Annotated in this window: 24 protein-coding genes; 11 read left to right on the forward strand and 13 right to left on the reverse strand. The window is 56.0% G+C overall.

The window, feature by feature from the left end:
• The first annotated feature begins 352 nt into the window (after positions 1-352).
• From RBH33_RS16800 to RBH33_RS16810, 3 genes are all read left to right on the forward strand, one after another.
• Positions 353-1,540 (forward strand): acyltransferase family protein, encoded by a 1,188-nt coding sequence (locus tag RBH33_RS16800; RefSeq protein WP_306733378.1) that lies wholly within the window; start codon positions 353-355, stop codon positions 1,538-1,540.
• Between the two features lie 56 nt (positions 1,541-1,596).
• Entirely contained in the window at positions 1,597-2,136 is a 540-nt protein-coding gene (locus RBH33_RS16805) for a macro domain-containing protein (RefSeq protein ID WP_306733379.1), read from the forward strand.
• Between the two features lie 179 nt (positions 2,137-2,315).
• Positions 2,316-2,714: a hypothetical protein gene (locus RBH33_RS16810; protein WP_306733380.1), complete on the forward strand. Its 399-nt coding sequence runs from the start codon at positions 2,316-2,318 to the stop codon at positions 2,712-2,714.
• 7 nt (positions 2,715-2,721) lie between these two features.
• Here the strand turns inward: RBH33_RS16810 and RBH33_RS16815 are convergent, their stop codons facing one another.
• The 3 genes from RBH33_RS16815 to RBH33_RS16825 are packed head-to-tail and all read right to left on the reverse strand — an operon-like array spanning position 2,722 to position 4,327.
• Complete coding sequence (locus tag RBH33_RS16815; RefSeq protein WP_306733381.1) at positions 2,722-3,525, reverse strand: M48 family metallopeptidase; 804 nt, start codon at positions 3,523-3,525, stop codon at positions 2,722-2,724.
• 1 nt (position 3,526) lies between these two features.
• On the reverse strand, positions 3,527-4,006 hold the full coding sequence (locus tag RBH33_RS16820) for a YbjQ family protein (protein ID WP_306733382.1): 480 nt from the start codon (positions 4,004-4,006) through the stop codon (positions 3,527-3,529).
• A 3-nt stretch (positions 4,007-4,009) separates the two neighbouring features.
• Positions 4,010-4,327, reverse strand: coding sequence for a YbjQ family protein (locus RBH33_RS16825; protein WP_306733383.1), 318 nt, complete (start codon positions 4,325-4,327; stop codon positions 4,010-4,012).
• 443 nt (positions 4,328-4,770) lie between these two features.
• Here RBH33_RS16825 and RBH33_RS16830 point away from each other — a divergent pair, with 443 nt between their 5' ends.
• Both RBH33_RS16830 and RBH33_RS16835 read left to right on the forward strand, forming a co-directional pair.
• Positions 4,771-5,760, forward strand: coding sequence for an ATP-binding cassette domain-containing protein (locus RBH33_RS16830; protein ID WP_306733384.1), 990 nt, complete (start codon positions 4,771-4,773; stop codon positions 5,758-5,760).
• Positions 5,757-6,626: an ABC transporter permease gene (locus RBH33_RS16835; protein ID WP_306733385.1), complete on the forward strand. Its 870-nt coding sequence runs from the start codon at positions 5,757-5,759 to the stop codon at positions 6,624-6,626. Before RBH33_RS16830 ends, RBH33_RS16835 begins: the two co-directional genes overlap by 4 nt.
• Positions 6,627-6,878: 252 nt before the next feature.
• On the opposite strand, the gene RBH33_RS16840 is transcribed toward RBH33_RS16835, so the two are convergent.
• The 3 genes from RBH33_RS16840 to RBH33_RS16850 are packed head-to-tail and all read right to left on the reverse strand — an operon-like array spanning position 6,879 to position 8,222.
• Positions 6,879-7,286: a hypothetical protein gene (locus RBH33_RS16840; RefSeq protein ID WP_306733386.1), complete on the reverse strand. Its 408-nt coding sequence runs from the start codon at positions 7,284-7,286 to the stop codon at positions 6,879-6,881.
• Positions 7,283-7,834 (reverse strand): TetR/AcrR family transcriptional regulator, encoded by a 552-nt coding sequence (locus RBH33_RS16845; protein WP_306733387.1) that lies wholly within the window; start codon positions 7,832-7,834, stop codon positions 7,283-7,285. The genes RBH33_RS16840 and RBH33_RS16845 overlap by 4 nt, the downstream gene beginning before the upstream one ends.
• On the reverse strand, positions 7,821-8,222 hold the full coding sequence (locus RBH33_RS16850) for a DUF6463 family protein (protein WP_306733388.1): 402 nt from the start codon (positions 8,220-8,222) through the stop codon (positions 7,821-7,823). Before RBH33_RS16850 ends, RBH33_RS16845 begins: the two co-directional genes overlap by 14 nt.
• A gap of 160 nt (positions 8,223-8,382) precedes the next feature.
• Between RBH33_RS16850 and RBH33_RS16855 the strand changes: the two genes are divergently transcribed.
• Together RBH33_RS16855 and RBH33_RS16860 are read left to right on the forward strand one after the other, a co-directional pair.
• Positions 8,383-8,634, forward strand: coding sequence for an accessory factor UbiK family protein (locus RBH33_RS16855; protein ID WP_306733389.1), 252 nt, complete (start codon positions 8,383-8,385; stop codon positions 8,632-8,634).
• Between the two features lie 87 nt (positions 8,635-8,721).
• Positions 8,722-10,221, forward strand: coding sequence for a YifB family Mg chelatase-like AAA ATPase (locus RBH33_RS16860; RefSeq protein ID WP_306733390.1), 1,500 nt, complete (start codon positions 8,722-8,724; stop codon positions 10,219-10,221).
• Here RBH33_RS16860 and RBH33_RS16865 read toward each other — a convergent pair.
• Positions 10,187-11,947, reverse strand: a complete 1,761-nt coding sequence (locus tag RBH33_RS16865) for a putative bifunctional diguanylate cyclase/phosphodiesterase (protein ID WP_306733391.1) — start codon at positions 11,945-11,947, stop codon at positions 10,187-10,189. The genes RBH33_RS16860 and RBH33_RS16865 overlap by 35 nt on opposite strands.
• A 211-nt stretch (positions 11,948-12,158) precedes the next feature.
• Here RBH33_RS16865 and rep point away from each other — a divergent pair, with 211 nt between their 5' ends.
• Complete coding sequence (gene rep / locus RBH33_RS16870) at positions 12,159-14,168, forward strand: DNA helicase Rep (protein ID WP_306733392.1); 2,010 nt, start codon at positions 12,159-12,161, stop codon at positions 14,166-14,168.
• A gap of 149 nt (positions 14,169-14,317) precedes the next feature.
• Here the strand turns inward: rep and RBH33_RS16875 are convergent, their stop codons facing one another.
• The 6 genes from RBH33_RS16875 to RBH33_RS16900 all read right to left on the reverse strand — a co-directional run bounded on the left by RBH33_RS16875 (position 14,318) and on the right by RBH33_RS16900 (position 19,304).
• Entirely contained in the window at positions 14,318-14,749 is a 432-nt protein-coding gene (locus RBH33_RS16875) for a c-type cytochrome (RefSeq protein ID WP_306733393.1), read from the reverse strand.
• 192 nt (positions 14,750-14,941) lie between these two features.
• Positions 14,942-15,622 carry a DUF3313 domain-containing protein gene (locus RBH33_RS16880; protein WP_306733394.1) on the reverse strand — a complete coding sequence of 227 codons (681 nt, stop codon included), beginning with the start codon at positions 15,620-15,622 and terminating at the stop codon, positions 14,942-14,944.
• Between the two features lie 125 nt (positions 15,623-15,747).
• Positions 15,748-17,121 carry an alanine/glycine:cation symporter family protein gene (locus tag RBH33_RS16885; RefSeq protein ID WP_306733395.1) on the reverse strand — a complete coding sequence of 458 codons (1,374 nt, stop codon included), beginning with the start codon at positions 17,119-17,121 and terminating at the stop codon, positions 15,748-15,750.
• 62 nt (positions 17,122-17,183) lie between these two features.
• Positions 17,184-17,408, reverse strand: coding sequence for a putative signal transducing protein (locus RBH33_RS16890; protein ID WP_306733396.1), 225 nt, complete (start codon positions 17,406-17,408; stop codon positions 17,184-17,186).
• A gap of 27 nt (positions 17,409-17,435) precedes the next feature.
• Positions 17,436-18,518: a sensor domain-containing diguanylate cyclase gene (locus tag RBH33_RS16895; protein ID WP_306733397.1), complete on the reverse strand. Its 1,083-nt coding sequence runs from the start codon at positions 18,516-18,518 to the stop codon at positions 17,436-17,438.
• Positions 18,519-18,743: 225 nt separating this feature from the next.
• Entirely contained in the window at positions 18,744-19,304 is a 561-nt protein-coding gene (locus RBH33_RS16900) for a gamma carbonic anhydrase family protein (RefSeq protein WP_306733398.1), read from the reverse strand.
• Positions 19,305-19,399: 95 nt separating this feature from the next.
• Between RBH33_RS16900 and prlC the strand changes: the two genes are divergently transcribed.
• The 3 genes from prlC to RBH33_RS17785 all read left to right on the forward strand — a co-directional run bounded on the left by prlC (position 19,400) and on the right by RBH33_RS17785 (position 22,108).
• Positions 19,400-21,460, forward strand: a complete 2,061-nt coding sequence (gene prlC, locus RBH33_RS16905) for an oligopeptidase A (RefSeq protein ID WP_306733399.1) — start codon at positions 19,400-19,402, stop codon at positions 21,458-21,460.
• The gene (locus tag RBH33_RS16910) at positions 21,460-21,699 is read left to right on the forward strand and encodes a YheV family putative zinc ribbon protein (RefSeq protein ID WP_306733400.1); all 240 of its coding nucleotides are present in this window, start codon (positions 21,460-21,462) and stop codon (positions 21,697-21,699) included. The genes prlC and RBH33_RS16910 overlap by 1 nt, the downstream gene beginning before the upstream one ends.
• 220 nt (positions 21,700-21,919) lie before the next feature.
• Positions 21,920-22,108: a YceK/YidQ family lipoprotein gene (locus RBH33_RS17785; RefSeq protein ID WP_373568285.1), complete on the forward strand. Its 189-nt coding sequence runs from the start codon at positions 21,920-21,922 to the stop codon at positions 22,106-22,108.
• Positions 22,109-22,161 lie beyond the last annotated feature (53 nt).

A 22,161-nucleotide genomic window follows, 5' to 3' on the forward strand; every position in this document is an offset into this window, starting at 1 on the left:
TTCGAGAAGTGGATCCCCGCTTTCGCGGGGATGACGATAGGGGGCTCTCGCCATTCCCGCAAACGCAGGAACCGATTAAGACGTGAAGGTAAATGGCCTCTTCGCTTTCGCCATGCCCGCAAACACTGGAATCCATTAAGACACGAAGATAAATGGCTCCTCAGCTTTCGTCATTCCCGCGAAAGCGGGAATCCATTCGTTGGTTAACCACTCAGGGCGTCCCGTCTTTACGAAAGCTTCCTCGTCTTTTCGAAACTTGACTCAGTTGTATTTGACCCCTATTAGGCGCCCGGAGTAAGCTGCGTCCTGATTTAGCGCCCCATTTCAAACAAAAGCAAAAAGAAGGCTCACCATGGAAAGGCACCCGTCTACGGCGTCGGTAGCGAACCGACAAACTTTACCCGCGCTCAGCGGTATCCGCTTTTTTGCCATTTTTCACATTTATGTGTTCCACCTCTGGTCTCTATACGATATGGAGCACCCCGAGGGGTTTGAAAATGTCATGGCCGACTTTGGCCGTCTTCCCGATGTATTAGTGACCTTTTTATCTCAAGGGTGGATGTCCACTAGCTTCTTCTTTCTATTGTCCGGCTTTATTTTGTCCTACCTCTACTGGGGCCCGGACGGAAAGTTAAGCACCTCGCCCCGACGCTTTTGGGTGATGCGCTTCACGCGGCTCTATCCCATTCACATGGTGTTAATCATCTTGGCAATTTTAATGATGATGCCGATGCACCTTAGTCGAGGTATGGGTTGGGGCGAGCTTGTTCCCAGCGCCCTGGCGAGCCTCACACTCACGCAATCCTGGTACGCCCCTTGGGTTCCAATGTGGAGTTGGCCCACTTGGGCATTGTCGACGCTGGTATTTCTGTACTTGATTATGCCCTGGCTGATGAGGGTTATGAGCGGGCTCGATCGCCGCCAGATGTTTCGGTTACTGCTGGCCATGCCGCTGATATCCCTAGTGCCGACCATGATCTTTACCCTGTTTTTCCCGCCCGGGACGGAAGCGCCGTTGAACTGGCAAATTTTTATCGGTTCGACCCCACTGTTTTGGGTGCCGCACTTTGCGGCCGGCATGCTGCTAAGCCGGGTATTCTCCATCTCTCGTTTTAATCCAGATTTTAAGGGTTCAACCGGGCGCTGGTGGGCGTGGGGTGATTTAGCTCTTGTCACGGTGATTGTTATTGCGTGCCTACCCGGCATCGGCGACACCCTGAAGTTTTTCTTGCGCCATGGCTTGGTAATGCCTTTGTATCTGGTGCTAATCCTCGACCTTGCCCGTGGCAATGGCCTCGCGGCACGGATCTTCAGCTTGCGCGGTATGAACTTTTTAGGGGAAACCGGGTTTTCGATTTTCATCTGGCAGAACATGGTTATGACTGCGTGTTTTGTCGCCGTGATGATCAATCCCCAATGGGGTAACGGCCAATTGCTCTGGGCAATCATTGGCATGCTTTTGATCGCCATTCCCAGCACATACCTACTGGAAAAACCACTGGCCGAGCGGTTGCGGAAACGCTGGCTAAAAGAAAAATAGGCAATTGCACTGTGCTACAGTATTGGCGATGATGAACTGAAAACCGGAGGTGAATTATGACCAACCGATTTCACGGTGTCTCATTGGAATGTATTCGCGGCGACATTACTGATCAACCGGACATGGACGCCATCGTCAACGCAGCTAACGCGCAACTGCGAACTGGCGGTGGTGTGGCGGGCGCTATTCATCGAGCGGCGGGTCCCGGGCTTGAGAAGGAATGCCAACCGTTAGCGCCAATAAAGCCAGGCGAGGCTGTGATCACAAGAGCCCATGAACTACCGAACCGCCATGTCATTCATTGTTTGGGCCCGGTTTACGGCACGGACAAGCCAGAGAACGAGTTATTGGCTTCCTGCTACCGGCAGGCGTTACAACTGGCTGAGCAGAATGACGTCGCCAGCATAGCCTTTCCCGCACTATCCACCGGCGCTTTCGGTTATCCCAAGGAAGACGCTGCGAAAGTAGCCATGGCGACGGTGCTGGACGCGCTGCCAACCTTGAAGTGCGTTAAACGAATTCGATTCGCGCTATTTAGTGATGAGGATGTGGACATTCACCAGCGCGTGTTAAATCAACTCGCTCCGACTAACTAAGCTCGCCAACAAACCTCCCCAGCGAACTCGGCCCCGGGCTATGGCGAAGAGTCCGGGGGCTTAGGCGACTGGTCTTCGCCATCAATTCTACGTGAAGTTGACGAACTCCTGGCTGGCTTCACAGTCAACTGTGTCATCATTATTGTCCTCTCCCCGAATTTCCGTTAGGACCCCCAAGCATGCCGAAAATTTACGTAAGTCTGTTGGCGCTCGCCCTGGTTTTTCTGGCCGCCTGTGAGGTGATGACCGACCCAGCCACGCGTCTGGCTTACGACCTTCGCGCGGGCGCAAATCGGCTGGGTACAAACCCCGGGGCAACGCTTACTTTGCAACACCATACACCCTCCAGAAGGGGGCAGTGCGAAGGACCTTACCGGGTTCAGTTTGATAAGGCGGGCGCCTTGGTGATTTGGTGCAAGGACGAATCGGGTGAGACGATCTCGAGTCACAGTACGTCCTATCACCGAAGTTACGTAAAGACATCAGGAGCCTTCACGGTCGACAAACGTGCGGGATCAACATTGAAGATTGGACTGGTAAGGCGCGGGGGCAAGGCCGTAATCGTTGAGGTGAAGTAAGATCCGGTCAGTCTTGAGCCCAGGCGGGCAAAGGCGTGGTTTCGCCTTCCAGGGGGTAGCCGTGTTCTTGCGCTAGAGCATTGAGATATTGAATCCGCTCGCGCGTGTTGGGGTGACTGGACAACCAGGCGGGTGGTGAAGTGGTTTGCTGGTCCAGCCAGCGAAACAAAGCGTCGGCATCTTCCACATGGCCGTAAAGATTGTGCACCGCGTGCAGCGCCCAGGCATCGGCCTCCAATTCCTGTTTGCGGGAATAGTCCAGCATAGCCATGTGGCCGCCGGTGCCCACCAAGGTGCCCACGTCGGTGCGACCAAACACCATCGCCATCACCACAGTGAAGCCCAGCTGCCGGGAGGCGGCTCGCACCGGGTGTCGGTAGTGCACATGAGCAATTTCATGGGCCAGGACAAAGGCCAGGGCTTGTTCTGTTTCTACTTCCTCCAACAGCCCACGGAGAATGAACACGTGCCCACCCAAGGTGGCAAACGCGTTAACGGTTTTGCGATCCTCGTAATGGACAACAATGCTTAAGCTCTCATCCAAGCCGCCAGCTTCCGCCAGTTGATCGGCGAAGGTTTGCAGATAAACCTGTTGCTCATTCGGCTCCAGAGTTTCCTCCAGGCTACGGGTCAGCGCCTGTTCCCAACTGAAGGGGACCCATCGAGCGGACCAGCCCAACACCTGCACCAGCAACCAGATGAGCAGGGCCATGACGGCAAAAAAGCCGACCACCAGAATGACAAAATCCCGCTGCCAGCCGGTTTCAACGTTGTTGATGCCTTCGGGCGGTTGGCGGTTGGTATAACCCACGTTAACGTCCGTCGATCAGTGCTGTGCCGTATGCCAAAACTTCCAGAGAGCCCACGGAGTTTTCGCGGCCACGGCCGGAAATGGCGGCAGTCTCGAATTTAATATTGAACACTTGCTGGGCGCCGAGCTTTTTGGCTTCAGCGCGCATGCGAAGCAAGGCTTCGCGACGGGCGCGGTCAATTAGAGATTCGTAGCTGTTCAAACGGCCGCCGATCAGTTGCCGAAGTCCGGCAATGAAGCGCTTGTAGTAATCTACGGAAATCACCACTGAACCCATCACCAGCTGAGTTTGCGGGGCGGGCAGGCGCGGTGGCGGTAGCCGTTCGGCAAACACCATCACCTGGCCGGGTGCCGTTTCGTCCTCAATGATGCGAGCGTAATGTTTACGCTCCAGATAGCGGCCGGAGAAAAACCCGGTGGCCAGCAACAGCAGTACAAAGACAACTGGGCCAATCAGTTGGATGGAAAGGAGGAGTTCCACGGTTTAGTCCTCCAGTACCACGGCGCTACCGTATACAAACAGCTCCGCCGCACCTTGGGTCAGCGAACTGGTGGAAAAACGCACATTCAACACCGCGTTGGCGCCAATGGCTTCCGCTTGCGCCGACATGCGGCTCATGGCTTCTTCGCGGGAGTCGTTCAACAGCTCGGTGTAACCCTTGAGTTCGCCACCGAAGACGTTTTTAAATGACGCGGCGATATCGCGGCCCACATGTTTGGCGCGCACCGTACTGCCCTGGACCAGCCCCAGATGTTCTTTGACTTTACGACCGGGGACGATTTCGAGATTGCTTAACAGCATTGGGATCTTCCTTATTATGAATTGGCACTTGATCCTTCCGAGTATTACCGAGTTCAGGCGGGGCGGCAACTGATTTTAGGGGAAAAGAACTTGGTAGTCTGATACAACCAGGGTCGTGTAGGGTGAGTGTTCAGCAAGCCTCAAAAGAGGGACCTTTCGGCCGGCGCTCCGGTGAGGCAGTCCCCACGGACGACTCGCAGGGAAGCGAGGAGTGTCCCGAAGCGCCGGGAGCGCGTAGGGACGAGGTTCACGACGTTTGCTGAACACTCACCCTGCGCGGCCCAAGGGCTTGCTTACGAAGCAGCTAGTCCGATTATTAGTAGTTCGCGAAAGCGGGTCCATAAGCGATGAAGGCTGGTGGTCGAAGAAGCCGCACATTTTCTAACAAATTCAGGTCACACTCTGTGATACCTTGCCGACTTTGCCACAAAAGGAGTTATCCAGTGTCCTCTCAACACGAGCTGGCCATCCAAGCCCGCCAGCTGACCAAACACTTTGGCACCACCAAAGCCGTTAACGGTGTGGATTTGAACGTTCGCCGGGGAAGCGTCTATGGCGTGCTCGGACCCAACGGCGCCGGCAAGACCACTTTGGTGCGCATGCTCGCGACACTGCTGCCTCCCAACAGTGGCCAAGCCAAAGTGCTGGGGCACGACATTGTGACCGAGGCACACCACGTGCGCTCGCGCATCAGTTTGACGGGGCAATTTGCCTCTGTGGATGAGGACTTGTCCGGGCGGGAAAACTTGATTTTACTGGCGCGCCTCTTGGGCTTTAAAGGCCGGGCCGCCAAAGCCCGGGCGGATGAACTCTTGGCCGCCTTTGATTTGGCCGACGCTGCCAATCGGCAAATCAAAAACTACTCGGGTGGCATGCGACGGCGTTTGGATATCGCCGCGTCTTTGGTAGTGACGCCAGATCTGATTTTCCTCGATGAACCCACCACCGGCCTGGACCCGCGCTCGCGCAATCAGGTGTGGGATATCGTGCGCGCGCTGGTGGCTGAAGGCACCACCGTGTTGCTTACCACTCAGTATTTGGAGGAGGCCGATCAACTGGCGGAACGCATCGCGGTTATTGATCACGGCGTGGTGATTGCCGAGGGCACCAGTCGTGAACTGAAAGCCTCTGTCGGCAGCGGCGTTATGCATGTGCAACTGCAAGAGCCAGAGCAGCGGGAGCAGGCGCGACAGATACTGTCCGATTATTTGCTTACGGCCGTGCACCCGGAGCCCGACCCTACAGCACTAACGGTGCAGTATTCCGACAGCAGTCTGGCGACCGCAGCGTTGGCCGAGTTGCCTAAAGCGGGCATCGTACTGGCGGGATTCTCCATGGGCCAACCAAGCCTGGATGAAGTGTTTTTGGCGCTGACCGGGCGGCCACCTGAACCGACGCGGGCGGCGAAAGATGTTGAGGGAGCGGCTCAATGAACCAAAGCAACGAAACCACAATGAACCCGCCCTTGAATCAAGAGAGTGTTTCCCTTGAGCCCAGCGCGAATCTGGTGCGAACCATCGCCGTGCGTGAACGCCCTGCTAACCCTGGCGCCTGGTCCAATACCGTGGCGTTCGGCTGGCGGGCGCTGCTAAAAATTAAGTACGTGCCGGAACAGATGTTCGACGTCTTAGTAACGCCCATTATGTTCACGGTCATGTTCACCTATCTTTTTGGCGGCGCATTGGCGGGTTCTACGGCTGATTATTTGCAGTTTCTTTTGCCCGGCATCCTCGCCCAAACGGTGGTGTTCACATCCCTGTACACCGGCGTGACTCTGAATACGGATATTTCCAAGGGCGTTTACGATCGCTTTAAATCCATGCCCATCTGGGCGCCGTCGCCTTTGGTGGGCGCCATGCTCGGGGATGTGCTGCGCTACACCGGCGCTTCCATCATTGTGGTGTTGATCGGGCTGGTACTGGGCTACCGACCGGAGCAGGGTTTGGTGGGCGTACTGTTAGCGTTGGTGCTTTTGAATGTGTTCGGTTTTGGCCTGGGCTGGGTGTTTACGGTGTTGGGTTTAATACTGCGCACGCCTGGTGCCGTGATGACGATCAGTTGGCTGGTGCTGATGCCGATGACCTTTGTGTCTAACATCTATGTGGACCCCGCCACCATGCCGGATTTCTTGCAAACGCTGGTGGCATTTAATCCGGTAACGCATTTGGTCAGTGCCTTGCGCGGTTTGATGAGCGGCGGGGTAACCTTGGGGCAGTTGGGCTTGTCGTTGCTTACGCCGGTGATTCTCACCGCCGTTTTTGGTCCTTTGGCGATGCGTCTTTATAGGCGGAAACGGTAACTATCGTCGGGGGCGAGAGCAAGGTTAATGGATTCCCGCCTTCGCGGGAATGACGAGCTAAAGCGAGCCCGTTGACGAGGGCATTACTGCCCAGTCTTCGTCTCAATCTATTTTAGTCATCCATCCGAGTTAATCATTCTCGCCAGAACTCGTCTTCCCAGCTGGGTTTTCGTCATCCCCGCACGTTCTTCGTCATTCCCGCCCGCTCTTCGTCATCCCCGCGAAAGCGGGGATCCAAAAACCACCCAACGTTCAGCTCAATTGCCAAAGCCCCAAACCGTGCGCCACCGCAAAGCTCCCACAAATCAGGGACGACCAAATCATAAATGGAGTGCGAAAAGCGGGTACCCAGGGCGCAAGTAATAGCGTCGGCAACGCCCGCAGAGCATAAACAAGCGCAATGCCGAGTACGACCCAGCTCATGGCGGGCAGGGGAGTGATCACTCCCGCCAAGGCTAAGCAATAAACGCCCCAGGTCGTTAGCACCAAAGCAATGCCCGCCGTCACCAAAGCGGGCCACGGATGTCCCTGTTCAGAAAGCTGGGCAAAACGCTCGCCCGCGCCGAAGAATCGGTACCAGGCGGGACCGCCGAAGATAATTCCTACATGCGCGGCTGCGGCAGCGAAGTTGAGCCCGGCGGCGAGCAACAGAAAATTCATAACCCTTCCTTAACCGGTTGGCCGATGAAAACCGCTTGCAGCAAGTCGTCCATGTTTCGCCACTCCTCGGCGCTCACCAATTCACCCAATTGTTGGACGCCAATCAGATGGGCGTACACCAGTTTGGCTACTGTCGATGCTTGGGCCGGTTGGTTTAGTTGCGGTTTGATCAGCTCCGTCAAATAATCCATGCGCTCCTGATCCACTTGAGCCAAACGCTCGGCCACATTCGGTTGGTACCGCGCCCAGGCGCGAATGGCGTTTTCCGGGCTGGTATCCATGTTTTGAGTGATGGCGGCCAGCGTACGGCTGCGTGAGGGAAGGTCGGAGACAGCGTCAACCGCAGCGATAATGTCCTGCGTGTTACGTTGCTGCCAGTAGCTCAGCAGGGTGTCGGTATAGTCATCGCGGCTGGCAAAGTAATGATAGAAAGAGCCTTTGGTCACCTTCAGATGCGCACACAGCCGGTCGATTTTCAAATGTTCCGGCCCGTATTGCGCCAGAACCGCCAGCCCGCGTTCAAGCCAGTCCGTTTTAGTGAGCTTCACCCGCCAACCCCTTCATTACCGGCCGATGCGGCCACAAAATCAACAGCCCCTGGGGGATAAACAGCCAGGCACCGGAAACCGGAAGTACAATGGCCACGCTCACGCCGGCCGCCAACATACCCCAACCGAGCGAGGCGGGCAGGGGCCGGTTACTGTGGCGCACCCATTGCTGCATTAGGTAACCCAGCAGCATCCAGAAAAAGCCCACCAGTAAAAACCAGGCTATGGCACTGCGGGCAAAATTGATTTGGCCGCCCGCTTCGATGGTGTTCCACCAGCCATCCTGGTGCATGCCGGCCAAAATGTCCCAGCCCATCACCAAACCGAGCGTGTTGTGTATCACTCCTGTAGCGATTAGGTAGTACCCGCTAAAACGCGTTGCATTCATAAGGTTCACTCCGTGAAAGAAAATAATACTATACGGTATGGTATGTTCTCCGACAAGCGTAAATTCCGCGAGATTGTCGGCTGACAGGGCCCAGGACCAGCGGTACACTGAATGCCATACGAACCCCGGCGCACGCCAGCGCCCAACCGAGATCACTGCCATGTTTTCCGATTTTGCCCAACGTTTCGTGAACGAACTGAACGAAAAGCTCCCCGACGCCGCCGATTTACTGCCGAAGAAAGAATTCAAAGCCGCGCTGAATTCCGCCCTGGAGCGCATGGATTTGGTAACGCGGGAAGAGTTCGACGCTCAAGCGGCGGTGCTCCTGCGCACCCGCGAGCGGTTGGAAGCCCTGGAGAAGCAGCTTACTGAATTACAGACAAACCTGGATCGCCAAAAACCCCAGAGCTAAAAAGTCGCTCGCCCCCGAAGGCAGTTTTGCCTGTCACGGGGTTTGTTTTATAGTAAAGGATCTCCACCAGACACAGCAGGGAAGCACATGTCACTCGCCATAGTTCACTCTCGCGCCAAGCAAGGAATTGCCGCGCCACTGGTCACCGTAGAGGTGCACCTGTCCAACGGGCTGCCTGCCCTCAATATCGTCGGCCTGCCGGAAACTGCGGTTAAAGAAAGCAAAGACCGGGTGCGCAGCGCCATTCTCAACAGCCACTTGGAATTTCCCGCCCGCCGAATCACCGTCAATCTGGCTCCCGCCGATCTCCCGAAAGAGGGCGGCCGCTTCGACCTGCCCATTGCTTTGGGCATTCTTGCTGCCTCGGAGCAGATTCCCAAAGAAGCTTTAAGTGGCTGTGAATTTCTGGGCGAGCTGGCGCTTTCTGGAGAGCTAAGACCTATTACCGCCGCACTGCCGGCGGCCCTGGCGGCGGGCGATGACCAGCGCCAATTAATTATCAGTTCTGACAATGCCGGCGAGGCGGCCCTGAGTACCCACACCCAGGTATACGCCGCTGACAACCTTCTGAAAGTATGCGCTCACTTACATGGACGCGAAGCCCTGCCGGAGGCCGAGCCCGTACAGCCCGCCTCCACGCCCACGTTTCTGGACATGCGCGATGTGAAAGGCCAGGCGCAAGCCAAGCGTGCTCTGGAAGTCGCCGCCAGCGGTGGCCACAACTTGTTAATGTACGGCCCGCCGGGCACGGGGAAGACCATGCTGGCCAGTCGGTTGCCGGGAATTCTGCCGCCGTTGAGCGATCGGGACATGCTCAGTGTTGCGGCCGTTTATTCCGTGGCGACCAGCTGCGGCGAGCGACCTTGGCATCAGCGCCCGTTTCGAGCGCCGCACCACACCGCTTCGGCCATTGCTCTGGTGGGCGGCGGCAGTAATCCAAAACCCGGGGAGATTTCCCTGGCACACGGCGGTGTGCTGTTTTTGGATGAGTTGCCGGAGTTTCAGCGGCAAGTCTTGGAGGTATTGCGGGAGCCTTTAGAGAGCGGTGAAGTGCGTATTTCCCGTGCCAAAGCACAAGCGGTATACCCCGCGGCTTTTCAGTTGGTGGCGGCCATGAACCCCTGCCCCTGTGGCTATCAGGGTTCCACTCAGGAAGCGTGCCGCTGCTCGCCGGATCAGATTCGACGTTACCGGGACCGAATTTCCGGGCCCTTGTTGGACCGCATCGACATGCATGTGCCGGTGCGCCAATTGCGTCGGGGTGAACTGCAGGGCCAGCCGGATGGAGAGGACAGCGCCACCGTGCGCGCTCGCGTCATAGATGCCCACGCCCGGCAGGTGGACCGCCAGGGCAAACCCAATCATCAGCTCAGCGTTCCAGAGCTGGAACGGGTGTGCTCCTTGAGCCCGAGTGACCGTCAGTTACTGGAAAATGCCATTGAAAAACTGGGCTTATCCAACCGCGCTTACCATCGGGTATTGAAAGTGGCTCGGACTCTGGCGGATATGGCAGCGGCGGCCGCGCTTAAAACCGAACACATCAGCGAGGCGCTCAGTTACCGGACTCTGGATCGGCAGGGACTGTAGCGTTGGCAGGCGTGGGATGCGTTTCTGGTGTTAGGAGCGAGCCGTTTTTTAGTTTCGTGCACAAGCTGTCGAAGGGCAGGGGTGCACATAAATAATAGCCCTGCATATGGTCGCAGCCGCTTTCCGTAAGCCAGTCTTTCTGTTGCTTGGTTTCCACTCCCTCAGCCACCACAGTTTTGCCCAAGTTGTGGGCCAGGGTGATCATGGCCGACACCAGCCTGCGATCACTGCGCTTGCTGGCCAGTTCGGTCATAAACTGGGAATCGATTTTTACCGAACTGATGGGTAGCCGTTGCAGGTGCAAAAAGGATGAACTGCCGGTCCCGAAGTTATCTAAGGCGAACGTCACGCCCAGGTAGGACAGGGGGCGCATGCACAGGCTAACCAAGTCGACGTTTTCCATAAAGCTGGTTTCACTGAGCTCAAACTCGATGTCGTCGCCGCGCACGCCTGTGTTGGCAAAAATGCGAGCGGTATTTTGCACCAGTTGGTCATCATTGAACTGCCGTACCGACATGTTCACCGACATTAACAAGTCCATACGGCAGGCCTGGCGTATTTTCACCAGATCCTCGCAGGCTTGGGCGATGGCCCAGTAACCCATGGCAGTAATCAGGCCGGTGTCTTCCGCCACACCAATAAACTCGCTGGCATCCAGCAGTCCGCGTTCCGGGTGTCGCCAGCGCAGAAGGGCTTCTACGGCAATAACGGTGCCGCTGTGGATGTCGATACGCGGCTGATAGACGAGAGTCAGCTGATCGTGATTGAGCGCCGTGCGCAGATCCGATTCTAGCCGCAATTGTCTGTGTACCTGTTGGTTCATGGCTTCGGTGAAAAACCGGAAACTGCTTTCCTCCCGCTGCTTGGCCTGGTACATGGCCATGTCCGCATTTTTGAGCAGCACTTCCGCGTCCCGGCCGGCTTGGGGATAAACGGCAATGCCCACGCTGCAGCCGATGGTCAGCTCGTAACCGCCCACCTGGTAAACGTCGCCCACACGGGCGATGATTTTTTCCGCCACATGGGCCACATCGGTGCTGCTGTCGGTGTTTTCCAGCAGCAGGGTGAACTCGTCACCGCCCATGCGGGCCACGGAATCGCTGCGGCGCATGCATTCTTTTAGCCGGTCGGCGCACATACGGATAACTTCATCGCCGATATCGTGGCCAAAGCTGTCGTTCACCTGCTTAAACCCGTTCAAGTCGATAAACATGAGAGTAAAAGAGGTGTTGTCCCGGTCCGCCAGGCGAATGGCGTGCTCCAGGCGGTCCCGAAACAAGATGCGGTTGGGGATATCGGTGAGGGTGTCGTAATGGGCCAAGCGGCTCAGGTGCTGTTCAGTGCGCTTACGTTCAATGGAGTAGCGCAGGGTGCGTTCCAGCAACAGGTTGTCGATCTGACCTTTGATCAGGTAATCAGAGGCGCCGCCGCGAATGGCATCCCGGTCCACCTCGGTTTCCATCTCATCGGTCATAACCACAATGGGCGCTTGGCAGGCCTGGGTTTTGGCGGCCTTGAGCAGTTCGCGGGCGTTCTCATCACCCCAATAGTAGTCCAGCAGAACCAGATCGTAGTCATCGGCCAATATGGCCTGAAGGGCGCCCTCCAGGCGTGGGTGCCAGACGAGTTGATAATCGGTATGGTGTATTTGTGATAGGAGGTCGGCAATGAGTAAGTACTCACCTTCCTCGCTATCAATAAATAATACTTTGACGATTCTGTCCATGTGCGCTTCCACTGGTCTCAGTGACGGACAGCAAACTCCTTCTATCCGTATCCTGGCGAGTCAAATTCTCTTGGGGGGAGCTGAAAGAGCGACTCTACACCACCCGTGGCGCATAATAAACATTTTTGCCGGTTGTGCACGTTGCAGCCCCACCGGGGCTTGCTACAATGCCCGCCGCCCCTTATCGCTCTCCGAAGTACACCGAGGTTCCGTGACCCAACTCAATCCCCGCCAGAGAGAAGCCGTGCGCTATATCGATGGTCCCTGCCTAGTACTGGCGGGGGCGGGTAGCGGTAAAACCAGCGTAATTACCCGGAAAATCGCCTATCTGATCGAAAAGTGCGATATTCCGGCCCGCCACATCGCCGCGCTGACCTTCACCAACAAGGCCGCCCGGGAGATGAAAGAGCGCATTGCCGGATTGGTGAAGGGCCAAGCCGCCCGCGGGCTGACTGTGTCCACCTTTCACAACCTGGGCCTGAACATGATTCGCCGCGAGGCCAAGGCCCTGGGTTTTAAGCCTGGGTTCTCCATTTTCGACGCCGAGGATGCCCGCGCTCTGATCAAGGAGCTGATGCTTAAAGAGGGTGAGCTGGACAGTGACCACCTCAACCTCGTCCAGCATCAGATTTCCAACTGGAAGAACGACCTGGTGGACCCGGACCAAGCCTTGGCCACGGCCCAAAGCGCCGGGGAGCAAACCATCGCCCTGGTGTACCAGCGCTACAACCAAGCGCTGCGGGCTTACAACGCGGTGGATTTCGACGACTTAATCCTGATCCCCGTGCAACTGCTGGAGCGCGACCCGGAAACGCTCACCCGCTGGCGCCGCCGTATCCGTTACTTGTTGGTGGATGAATACCAGGACACCAACTCAAGCCAGTACTTATTGGTAAAGCTGTTGGTGGGCGACCGGGGCGCGTTGACCGTTGTGGGGGATGACGATCAGTCCATCTATGCCTGGCGCGGCGCCCGGCCGGAGAATTTGTCCCTACTCAAATCGGATTTTCCCGCCTTAAAGCTGATCAAGCTGGAGCAGAACTACCGCTCCACCAGCCGTATTCTGCGCGTGGCCAACACCCTAATCGCCAACAACCCACACGAATTTGAGAAAGCGCTGTGGAGTGAAATGGGCCTGGGCGATTCCATTCGCGTGCTTCGCTGCAACAACGAAGACGCGGAAGCCGAGCGGGTGGCTACGGAAATTCTTACCCAGCGGTTGCGCAAGCAGTACAAATTTCGGGACTACGCCATTCTGTACCGGGGCAACCACCAAGCCCGGTTGTTGGAAATGAAGCTCCAGCAACATCAGATTCCCTACAAAATCAGCGGCGGTTCCTCCTTCTTTGCCAAGGCGGAAATCAAAGACGTAATGGCTTATCTGCGGCTGATCGTTAACCCCGACGACGACAACGCCTTTCTGCGCACCATCAATACGCCCCGCCGCCAGATCGGCACCAGCACCCTGGAAGCCCTGGGGCGCTACGCCACCGAGCGGGAAATCAGCCTATTCGCCGCCGTGGACGAAATGGGCCTGCAGAGCCAATTGCCCAAGAACAGCCTGGAGCGCCTGCGCCGGTTTACCCACTGGCTCAACCAAGTCACGCGCCGCTGCGAAGGCGAGCAGGCGGTCAGCGCCATTCGCGAAATGCTGGAGGACATGGACTACCAGGGTTGGTTACATCAGAACTCCAGCACGCCCAAAGCCGCCGAACGGCGCTGGGAAAACGTCAACTACTTGGCCGAATCCTTAGCGAAAATCATGGAAAAGGACGAAAACGGCGAGGAAACTACCATTCAGGACGCCATCGCCAGGCTGGTCCTGCGGGATCTTCTGGAGCGCCAGGAAGAAGAAGACCTGACCGACCGGGTGCAGCTAATGACTCTGCACGCCTCCAAGGGCTTGGAATTCCCTCATGTGTTTATGGTGGGCATGGAGGAGGACCTTCTGCCCCACCGAAACAGCATCGAAGATGGCAACATCGAAGAAGAGCGGCGCCTGACGTATGTGGGCATCACCCGCGCCCAGCGAACCTTGACCCTGACCCTGGCCGGCAAGCGCAAACAGTTTGGGGACATCAGCGACACCACGCCCAGTCGCTTTCTGGAAGAGTTGCCTGCAGAGGACTTGGAGTACGAAGGTTTTGGTGAGCTCAGCCCGGAAAAGAATCATGCCCGAGGCGAGGAAACCCTGAACAGTCTGCTGGATATGTTTGAATAAGGCGGTTTTGATTGGCTTGAAAAGCAAATAAAATTCGCGAAATGTCACGAACTTCCTCGAATTTCGGCGAACCTCTTAGAGGTGTAGAGAGGCTGGGGTGATGCAGGAAAGAAACCCGGAACGGCAAGCGCCATTCCGGGTGATCAAGCTTACTGGCTTTCTTCGATCATATAGTCGACCGTAGCCCTCATTTCCTCTTCTGAACAGGTCGTGCACAGGCCCATGGCGGGCATACCGCCAATGCCGTTAATGGCATTGTTGTAAATCGCTTCCATGCCCCGCTCTTGAATCAAGGTGTTCCACTGATCCGCATCACCCAACACTGGGGCGCCAGCGACGCCAGCATTGTGGCAAGTGGCGCAGGAGGTATTGTAGATGTCTTCTGGATCGCGGGCTCCGACGGTTTGGTCTGCGACCTCGCCACTGGCGCAAGGTTCGCCAGCCATACACACACTGCCCACGGGGGCAAGACGGGACTTGATAGCTTCATTGACTCGGTCCGACTGAGCCACGGCCGCAGCGGAAATCAGGCCCAGGCACAAAGCCACAACCAGGCCGACTTTCTTGTTAAATAGACGCACAGTGTAATTCCTCTTAATAAAAACTGACCGACCTCTTTTACCGATCTCTCTTGCCGAACCCACTTAACGAGTCCTGCTTAACCGAGGTCTGCGGCGACGCGCATTATAGCCGCAAAAGGCGCGCCGGGTGAACCAAACGCGCCTTTCTCTGAGCTGGTTTTTCTACAGGGTAAGCTGGCTGAGGGCCGGCGATCAGCCTGCACTCGGCACCGTGCCGCCAATCAGAAGGTAATCCGTCAGGTTATCGGTCCAGCGGTCCATCAGGCGGCGGAAGTGGCGCCGATTGGTAGCCCGGTTAGCCTTTTCAATACGCTGCAGCCCCTGAGTTTCCCGGTGGTCGATAAATTGCCCCAGGACCTGGCCGGTGCGGGCGTCCACCAGCGTCAGGTCAAAGGTGGCGTTCCCGGCTTCCCGGGCGTATTGGCGGGTGGGCCGGATCGCGGTATCCGGTGCGTAAAGATTCAACGAGCGCAGCACGGGCCGGAAAATAACGTCGGCTTGTTCTGGATCGTCAGTAACCACCACTCCGGTGTCTGCGGTCAGACCACGCGCAAGCGCTTCCGTCAACAGACGGCCATAGTCCCGCTCGATGCGGTCCAGATCCCGCTGAGTGTAGTCCCGGCGACGGTCTTTTAGCCAGTAGTCGCTCATGCGCACTTCAGCCGGCTCTATATACACGTTACTGAAGCGAGGCAGGGCGGTATCTGGTGCCAGGAACACATGGTCGAAATTGCCTTTCGCCACGGGCACCAGGTTGGGGTCCGCCAGATGCTCATGAGGGTGCTGGGCGCAACCCACCATCAGCGTGGCGCCCAGTACAACAGCGGCCATTTTGGGGGTGGCGCGCGTTAAAAAATCAGTAATTATCGTCATAGCGCTTCTCCAAATAAGGGATGCGAAGAACCTTGTCTTCGATACGAGCTGTAGACCCTAAATCGGTACCATTGTTGCCTAAAAATCCGCCAGGATCTGTAGGAAAAATGTAGCTCCAATTTGGCTTAACGCTGTAACTGCTCGGCTTTGAGTCGATCAAAATAGTCCCGGGCAGCGCGATTGACCTTGGGCGCCAATAAGATGCCGGAAACCATAGTGGGAATCGCCATCACCGCGTACATGCCGTCGATCAAGCCAACCACTGTTTGTAGGCTGACCACCGCACCAACCACCACCAACGCCGTATAAATCCACACATAATAGTGTTGATGCTCGGCGCCCACCAAAAACCCCAGGCACTTGCTGCCGTAGTACCAAAAGCTGAGCACCGTGCTCAGGGCCAGCAGCAGCACCACAAACGTCAGCAGGTAAGCTCCGAAGCCGGGAAAGGCGGATTCGAAGGCCAGGGCGGTGAGGGTGACCCCGCCGAGTCCTCCCTCGGCATGCCAGGTACCGGTAACCAGTATCACCAGAGCGGTACAGGTGCACACTATCAGCGTATCCACCACCGGCCCCAACATACCCACCAATCCCTCGCGAATGGGCTCACGGGTTCGTGCCGCGCCATGGGCCAAAGACTCGGTGCCGATGCCCGCCTCGTTGGAAAACGCACCCCGGCGTACGCCCATTAAAATCACCGTACCAATGGCCCCGCCCGCAGCCGCCTGGCCCGTGAAGGCATCGCCAATGATCAGGGCGAAGGCGGCGGGAATTTCCGTCACATGGCGCACCAGTACGACAAGCGTCATGGCTAAATAAAAGAGCACCATACTGGGTACCAGCCGGGACGTTACCCAGCCTACCCGCTGAACCCGCCCTAAAATCACGGCCATTACCAAACCGGCAATGATCAAACCGACGATCAAGTCGAAGGCAAAGTGAGAGTCTTCGGTAGCAACCCCAGCCGGGATGGCGATGACATCGCGCAGAATCTGTACCAGCTGGTTGACCTGGAACACCGGCAGAGTGCCGAATAGCCCCGCCACCGCGAACAAAAACGCCAGGGGCAGCCAACGTCTGCCCAAGCCTTCGCGCACGACATACATGGGGCCGCCTTGCAGCTGGCCCAGTGAGTCGTTGCCGCGGTACATCACGGCCAGTGAGGCGGTATAAAACTTGGTGGCTACGCCCACCAGGGCTGTAACCCACATCCAGAAGATGGCGCCCGGGCCGCCCATGGTCAGTGCCAGCGCAACACCAGCGATATTGCCCAGCCCCAACGTGCCAGATAGGGCTGTGCTTAATGTTTGCCGATGGGGAATCTCGCCTGGGTCATCCACCCGGTCATAGCGGCCGGAGAGTATCTGCAGTGCGTGACGAAAATAGCGGTAGGGCAATCCGCGTGAATAGACAGCGAAAAACGCGCCCCCGCCCACCAGTAGAATAACCAGCGGCATGCCCCACATAAAATTGGCGAAGGCGACAAAAAACGCTTCCATGACTGGATCCTGTAGCTCGAAAGTACCCGAACCATAGCTGTTTCAGCGCCAGGATTCAAAAGTCACTCGGCAGATAGTTCGCCCCGCTCGTACCGGGCGATCAAGGCTCGGGCCGCTTCAGCATCTTCTTCGCGTACCCGCAAGGTGACATTGTTATTCACGGGTAGTAGGCCAGCGCCACCTTGCAAATGCTCGCCGTGAATTTCGCAGGCTATCCCCTCGGCTTGCAGGGCGCCGTGTAAAAGGTAGGCTTCGATGGTATTTTCAGGAGTGTAAATTTCCAGCACGGAATGGGCCCTCAGTGTGGCAAAAAATCAGTGGGGTGGCGCAATAACAATATTATTGTGCCCTTCCACCTTGGCCTTGTACATGGCCATATCGGCTTGGTGCAGTAACTCGCTACTGTTGCCGTGTTGGCCATCGCACAGGGCTACACCCACGCTGGTATGAATTTGATAGGGTTTGCCGCCCACCTGAAAAGGCTCATGGAATAGCTCGACGATCTTCTGCCCGATGCGTTCAGCACTGGCTTGTGCGTGACCAAATTCCTCGCCCAAAAACTGAGAAATAATGACAAATTCATCACCGCCAAAGCGAGCTATGGTATCGCTCTCGCGCAAATGGTGCCGTAACCGGTGCGCCACTTCCTTCAATAGCACATCGCCTTCCTCGTGGCCATGGTTGTCGTTAATAGTTTTGAAATTATCCAGGTCGAGAAAAAATATGGCGCACGTCTCTTTATGGCGCGCGCAATTAATCAGCGCCTGGTTGAGACGGTCGCCTAACAACCGGCGGTTGGGTAGATGGGTTAAAGGATCATTGAAGGCCAAATGCCGAATCGCATCTTCGGCTTGTTTCCGATCGCCAATGTCACGTGTCGTGCCTTGGGCGCCATCGAACTCCCCTTCGGAGTTAAAAAAGACCCTTACCACCGCCTCTGCCCACAGAGTTTCGCCGCTCTTGTGGCGCTGTTGAAGTTCTACCGTTGTGTCCGCCCATCCTTGGTACTCGCCCCGTTTTGCCTCCGTCTCCATTTGCTGAAGGAGACTGTGCGCGAATTCAGCGGAATCTGGATGCAATAAACAGGAAAGGTGTTTGCCTTGAAGTTCCTCGGGATCATAGCCGAGCATCCGTTTCACAGAAGCGCATATGTAAGTGATGCGGTGATCCTTATCCACACGCCAAACCACATCTGTCATGTTTTCCGTGAGCAGCTCCAGCATGTGTTTTTGTTCGCGAGATTCTTGCAGTTGCTTTTGAAGCCGATCAAACAACAGTTGGTTGCGCACCAGAAGCATCAGAATAAGTGCTGAGACACTCAGCGCCAAAAGCAACGGTAGGCCACCGGCTTCGCTGGTAAGCGGAGCAGCGTGACTTAACGTGGAAATAGTAGACAATAGGGTATAAAGGCCAATACTTCCAAGGCGCCGTACATGTGCAGTACGTCGCTTGCTGGATTGGCGAAAAATTTTTGAAGGTAACTTCGGTCTTGTTCCTTGGCCGCAGCGCATCGGCGGGTTCCCACCTCGTCGTATCGTTAAACTCCTTGCATACGTTACTTTGTCTGCCGTTTTCGCATGACGCTTTGTCATTCACCCAAAAATTCAGGGGAACCTCTAAGCCTACCGTATCTCTTCGAGATATGCATTCTTCAGCTTTACGTAATTGTTGGCTGAGTAGGTAAAAAATTTCCATTCGCTTTCTTTTAATGGTCGAACTTGTTTGCAGGGCGACCCCATATAAAGAAACCCGCTTTCCAAGCGCTTGCCGGGCGGCACTAACGAACCAGCGCCAATCACGACATCATCCTCGACCACCACGCCATCAAGCAGGGTTGAGCCAATGCCAACTAGAATGCGGTTGCCCAAAGTACAGCCGTGTAAATTTACCGAATGCCCGACCGTAACGTCGTCGCCAACGGCGAGCGGGTGACCGTGTGGGTTAAAGTCACTGGCGTGCGTTATGTGCAGCACTGAGCCATCTTGTATACTAGTGCGAGCGCCTATGCGAATGGAGTGCATATCTCCGCGCACCACGGCCAGAGGCCAAATGGAAGAGTCATCACCGATCTCCACATCGCCGATGACTACAGCGGTCGCGTCCACGTAAACGCGTTCTCCCAGCTTGGGTATCTGGCCTTGATAAGCGCGGATACCGGCGGGAAGGGAAGTTTCTTTCTGCATAAAATGCCCCTCGTCAGTCAGGCGTGTATCATACAGTATCGACCGCGCACCTCACCAAGTGGGTTGCGCGAATGAATGGTTTATTGGAGTGCCTAATGCCCAACCCTTTGCTGGAAAGTCACGAACTACCACCGTTTTCGGCCATTAAACCCGAACATGTTGAAGCGGCCGTCCGACAGCTGATCGCCGATAACCGGGCGTTTCGGAAAACCCTGCTGGACAACCTAAAGCGACCCGCATGGGAAACGTTGGTAGCCCCTCTAGAGGCTATGGACGATCGGCTTGAGCAGGTGTGGTCACCCGTAAGCCACTTGAACGCGGTCTGCAACAATGAGGCCTTACGAGAAGCTTACAACACCAGTGTTGCACTGATCACCGAGTACAGCACCGAAGTCGGGCAGGACAAACGCTTATACCAGGCGTATCAGGACTTGGCTAATAGCGACGAATACTCAACACTCAATCAGGCCCAGCGCCAGGCGGTGGACAACGCGTTACGGGATTTTCGTTTGAGCGGCGTGACCCTGGAAGGAAAAGACAAAGAGCGTTACGGTGCCATCAAAAAACGACTCTCCGAATTATCCACCCAATTCTCCAACAATGTACTCGATGCCACGCAAGCCTGGCACAAGCATTTTACCGATACGGATGCATTGGACGGCTTGCCCGGTTCCGCCCTGGAGCAAGCAGCCGAAGCGGCCAAACTCAAAAATCTGAAGGGTTACGCCGTGACCTTGGATATTCCCTCCTTCTTAGCGGTAATGACGTACGCTAATGACCGGGAATTGCGGCAGGAAACCTACACGGCGTTCGTAACCCGAGCCTCTGCCGAAGCCAAAAAAGCCGACGGTAGCAGCGCCGCCGAGTGGGACAACACCGGCTTAATCAATGAAACCCTGGCATTGCGGCACGAATTGGCACAGCTCTTGGGATTCAAAAACTACGCGGAGCGTTCGCTGGCAACCAAGATGGCGGACACGTCGGAGCAGGTGTTGGACTTTCTGAATGAGTTGGCGGACAAATCGAAGCCGCTCGCCGAGCGAGACATAGAACAACTGCGCCGCTTCGCCACCGAACAGGGGTGCGAGGACTTGCAAGCATGGGATGTGCCTTACTACAGCGAGAAGCTCCGCCAGCAAGACTACGCCCTATCACAGGAAGAGCTTCGGCCTTTTTTTCCCGCCGAGCGAGTCATTAGCGGTTTGTTTGAAGTGGTCAAACGACTGTACGACATCGAGATACTGCCGGTCGCCTCCTTCGATACTTGGCATCCGGACGTGCGGTTTTATCACATCTTTAAAGATGGCGAACATATTGCGAGTTTCTATTTTGATATCTTTGCCCGTGAAAACAAACGTGGTGGTGCTTGGATGGCGGACTGCCGGGTACGCCGCAAAACTGACGAAGGCGTGCAGCGGCCGGTGGCGTTTTTGACCTGCAACTTTACACCTCCGCTGGAAGATACACCGTCATTGTTAACCCACGATGAAGTGACCACACTATTTCATGAGTTCGGTCACGGCCTGCACCACATGCTCACACAAATTGACGTGGCCAGCGTGAGCGGCATTAATGGTGTTGCCTGGGATGCCGTGGAGCTGCCGAGCCAGTTTTTGGAAAATTGGTGTTGGGAGCCAGAAGTGGTGCCGTTGATCTCTGGCCACTTCCAAAGCGGCGAACCTTTACCTCAGTCATTGTTGAGTAAACTGCTCGCGGCGAGGAATTTTCAATCCGGCATGCAAATGGTTCGTCAGTTGGAATTCTCTCTGTTCGACTTCCGCCTGCACGCGGAATACAACCCGGATCAGCCCCGTGACCCACAGGATTTGCTCGATGAAATTCGCCGTCAGGTTTCGGTCGTCACGCCACCGGCATTCAATCGTTTTCAGAATAGCTTTACCCACATCTTTGCTGGCGGTTACGCGGCTGGTTACTACAGCTACAAGTGGGCCGAAGTACTTTCTGCGGATGCATTTTCACGGTTTGAAGAAGAGGGCATTTTCAATCGAGAAACCGGCGAAAGTTTCCAGCGAGAGATCCTTCAGCAAGGCGGTAGCCGGCCGCCCATGGAGCTGTTCATAAAATTCCGCGGCCGCGAGCCCAGTATAAAACCCCTGCTGCGCCACGCCGGCATCGAAACTTCTGAGGTAGCCTAATGGCTTACAGCACAATCCCCCGGTTCGTCGCCGGGGCCGTATGCCCTCGCTGTGCCGCGATGGACCGGATTCAGGTCTATCACCGCGACGGCAAAGACTACCGTGAATGCATCGAGTGTGGCTTTAAGCAGGAACTGCACATTCAGCCTCAGCTACGCGAACCGGATACGCGGGTAAACCGCACTCAAGAAGAGCGAGCTGAAGAGGAACAAGTGGTTAAAATTCTTAAGCCCGAGTAGCTCTGAGCGCTACCACCTTAAATGCTTCAGGCAGAGAAAGACCTTAGCGATTACTGTCGCTAACGCAAGGAACTCAACAATGAAAGTGAAAGTGGCAATGCTACTGACTATGACCCTTTTGCTGTCTGGCTGCGGCACCTTTACCGCGCTAAGTAGCTCCGATAGGGAAATAGCGTCTGACTTAAATAGCAAGAGAACGCTTTGTAACTCGCTACCGAGAATGTATGGCGGTGTCTCGTACAATTTCTGCATTCTTCACTCTAGCGGCAGTGATGGTTACATTGATTTTGTGATGAATCTGTATCTATTGGATACATTCGCCAGTGCAGCATTGGACACTGTTGTTCTGCCGTACACGGCGGTTCAACAGATAAATCGCGGTAATGTCCCGCTACGAAGGCTGCCGTGAATGGTTTTGAGTAACAGTCACGGCGACAGGTTTAATGCAGAGGCCGCCGAAGT

It is taken from the genome of Marinimicrobium hydrolyticum (assembly GCF_030848505.1).
Lineage (GTDB): Bacteria > Pseudomonadota > Gammaproteobacteria > Pseudomonadales > Cellvibrionaceae > JAVDDU01.

What these genes read in the sequence shown, in the direction of transcription:
- RBH33_RS16800 (WP_306733378.1), top strand. Translation starts at nt 353, where the DNA reads ATGGAAAGGCACCCGTCTACGGCGTCGGTAGCGAACCGACAAACTTTA.
- RBH33_RS16805 (WP_306733379.1), top strand. Translation starts at nt 1,597, where the DNA reads ATGACCAACCGATTTCACGGTGTCTCATTGGAATGTATTCGCGGCGAC.
- RBH33_RS16810 (WP_306733380.1), top strand. Translation starts at nt 2,316, where the DNA reads ATGCCGAAAATTTACGTAAGTCTGTTGGCGCTCGCCCTGGTTTTTCTG.
- RBH33_RS16825 (WP_306733383.1), bottom strand. Translation starts at nt 4,327, where the DNA reads ATGCTGTTAAGCAATCTCGAAATCGTCCCCGGTCGTAAAGTCAAAGAA.
- RBH33_RS16835 (WP_306733385.1), top strand. Translation starts at nt 5,757, where the DNA reads ATGAACCAAAGCAACGAAACCACAATGAACCCGCCCTTGAATCAAGAG.
- RBH33_RS16840 (WP_306733386.1), bottom strand. Translation starts at nt 7,286, where the DNA reads ATGAATTTTCTGTTGCTCGCCGCCGGGCTCAACTTCGCTGCCGCAGCC.
- RBH33_RS16850 (WP_306733388.1), bottom strand. Translation starts at nt 8,222, where the DNA reads ATGAATGCAACGCGTTTTAGCGGGTACTACCTAATCGCTACAGGAGTG.
- RBH33_RS16855 (WP_306733389.1), top strand. Translation starts at nt 8,383, where the DNA reads ATGTTTTCCGATTTTGCCCAACGTTTCGTGAACGAACTGAACGAAAAG.
- RBH33_RS16860 (WP_306733390.1), top strand. Translation starts at nt 8,722, where the DNA reads ATGTCACTCGCCATAGTTCACTCTCGCGCCAAGCAAGGAATTGCCGCG.
- RBH33_RS16865 (WP_306733391.1), bottom strand. Translation starts at nt 11,947, where the DNA reads ATGGACAGAATCGTCAAAGTATTATTTATTGATAGCGAGGAAGGTGAG.
- RBH33_RS16880 (WP_306733394.1), bottom strand. Translation starts at nt 15,622, where the DNA reads ATGACGATAATTACTGATTTTTTAACGCGCGCCACCCCCAAAATGGCC.
- RBH33_RS16885 (WP_306733395.1), bottom strand. Translation starts at nt 17,121, where the DNA reads ATGGAAGCGTTTTTTGTCGCCTTCGCCAATTTTATGTGGGGCATGCCG.
- RBH33_RS16900 (WP_306733398.1), bottom strand. Translation starts at nt 19,304, where the DNA reads ATGCAGAAAGAAACTTCCCTTCCCGCCGGTATCCGCGCTTATCAAGGC.
- prlC (WP_306733399.1), top strand. Translation starts at nt 19,400, where the DNA reads ATGCCCAACCCTTTGCTGGAAAGTCACGAACTACCACCGTTTTCGGCC.
- RBH33_RS16910 (WP_306733400.1), top strand. Translation starts at nt 21,460, where the DNA reads ATGGCTTACAGCACAATCCCCCGGTTCGTCGCCGGGGCCGTATGCCCT.
- RBH33_RS17785 (WP_373568285.1), top strand. Translation starts at nt 21,920, where the DNA reads ATGTATGGCGGTGTCTCGTACAATTTCTGCATTCTTCACTCTAGCGGC.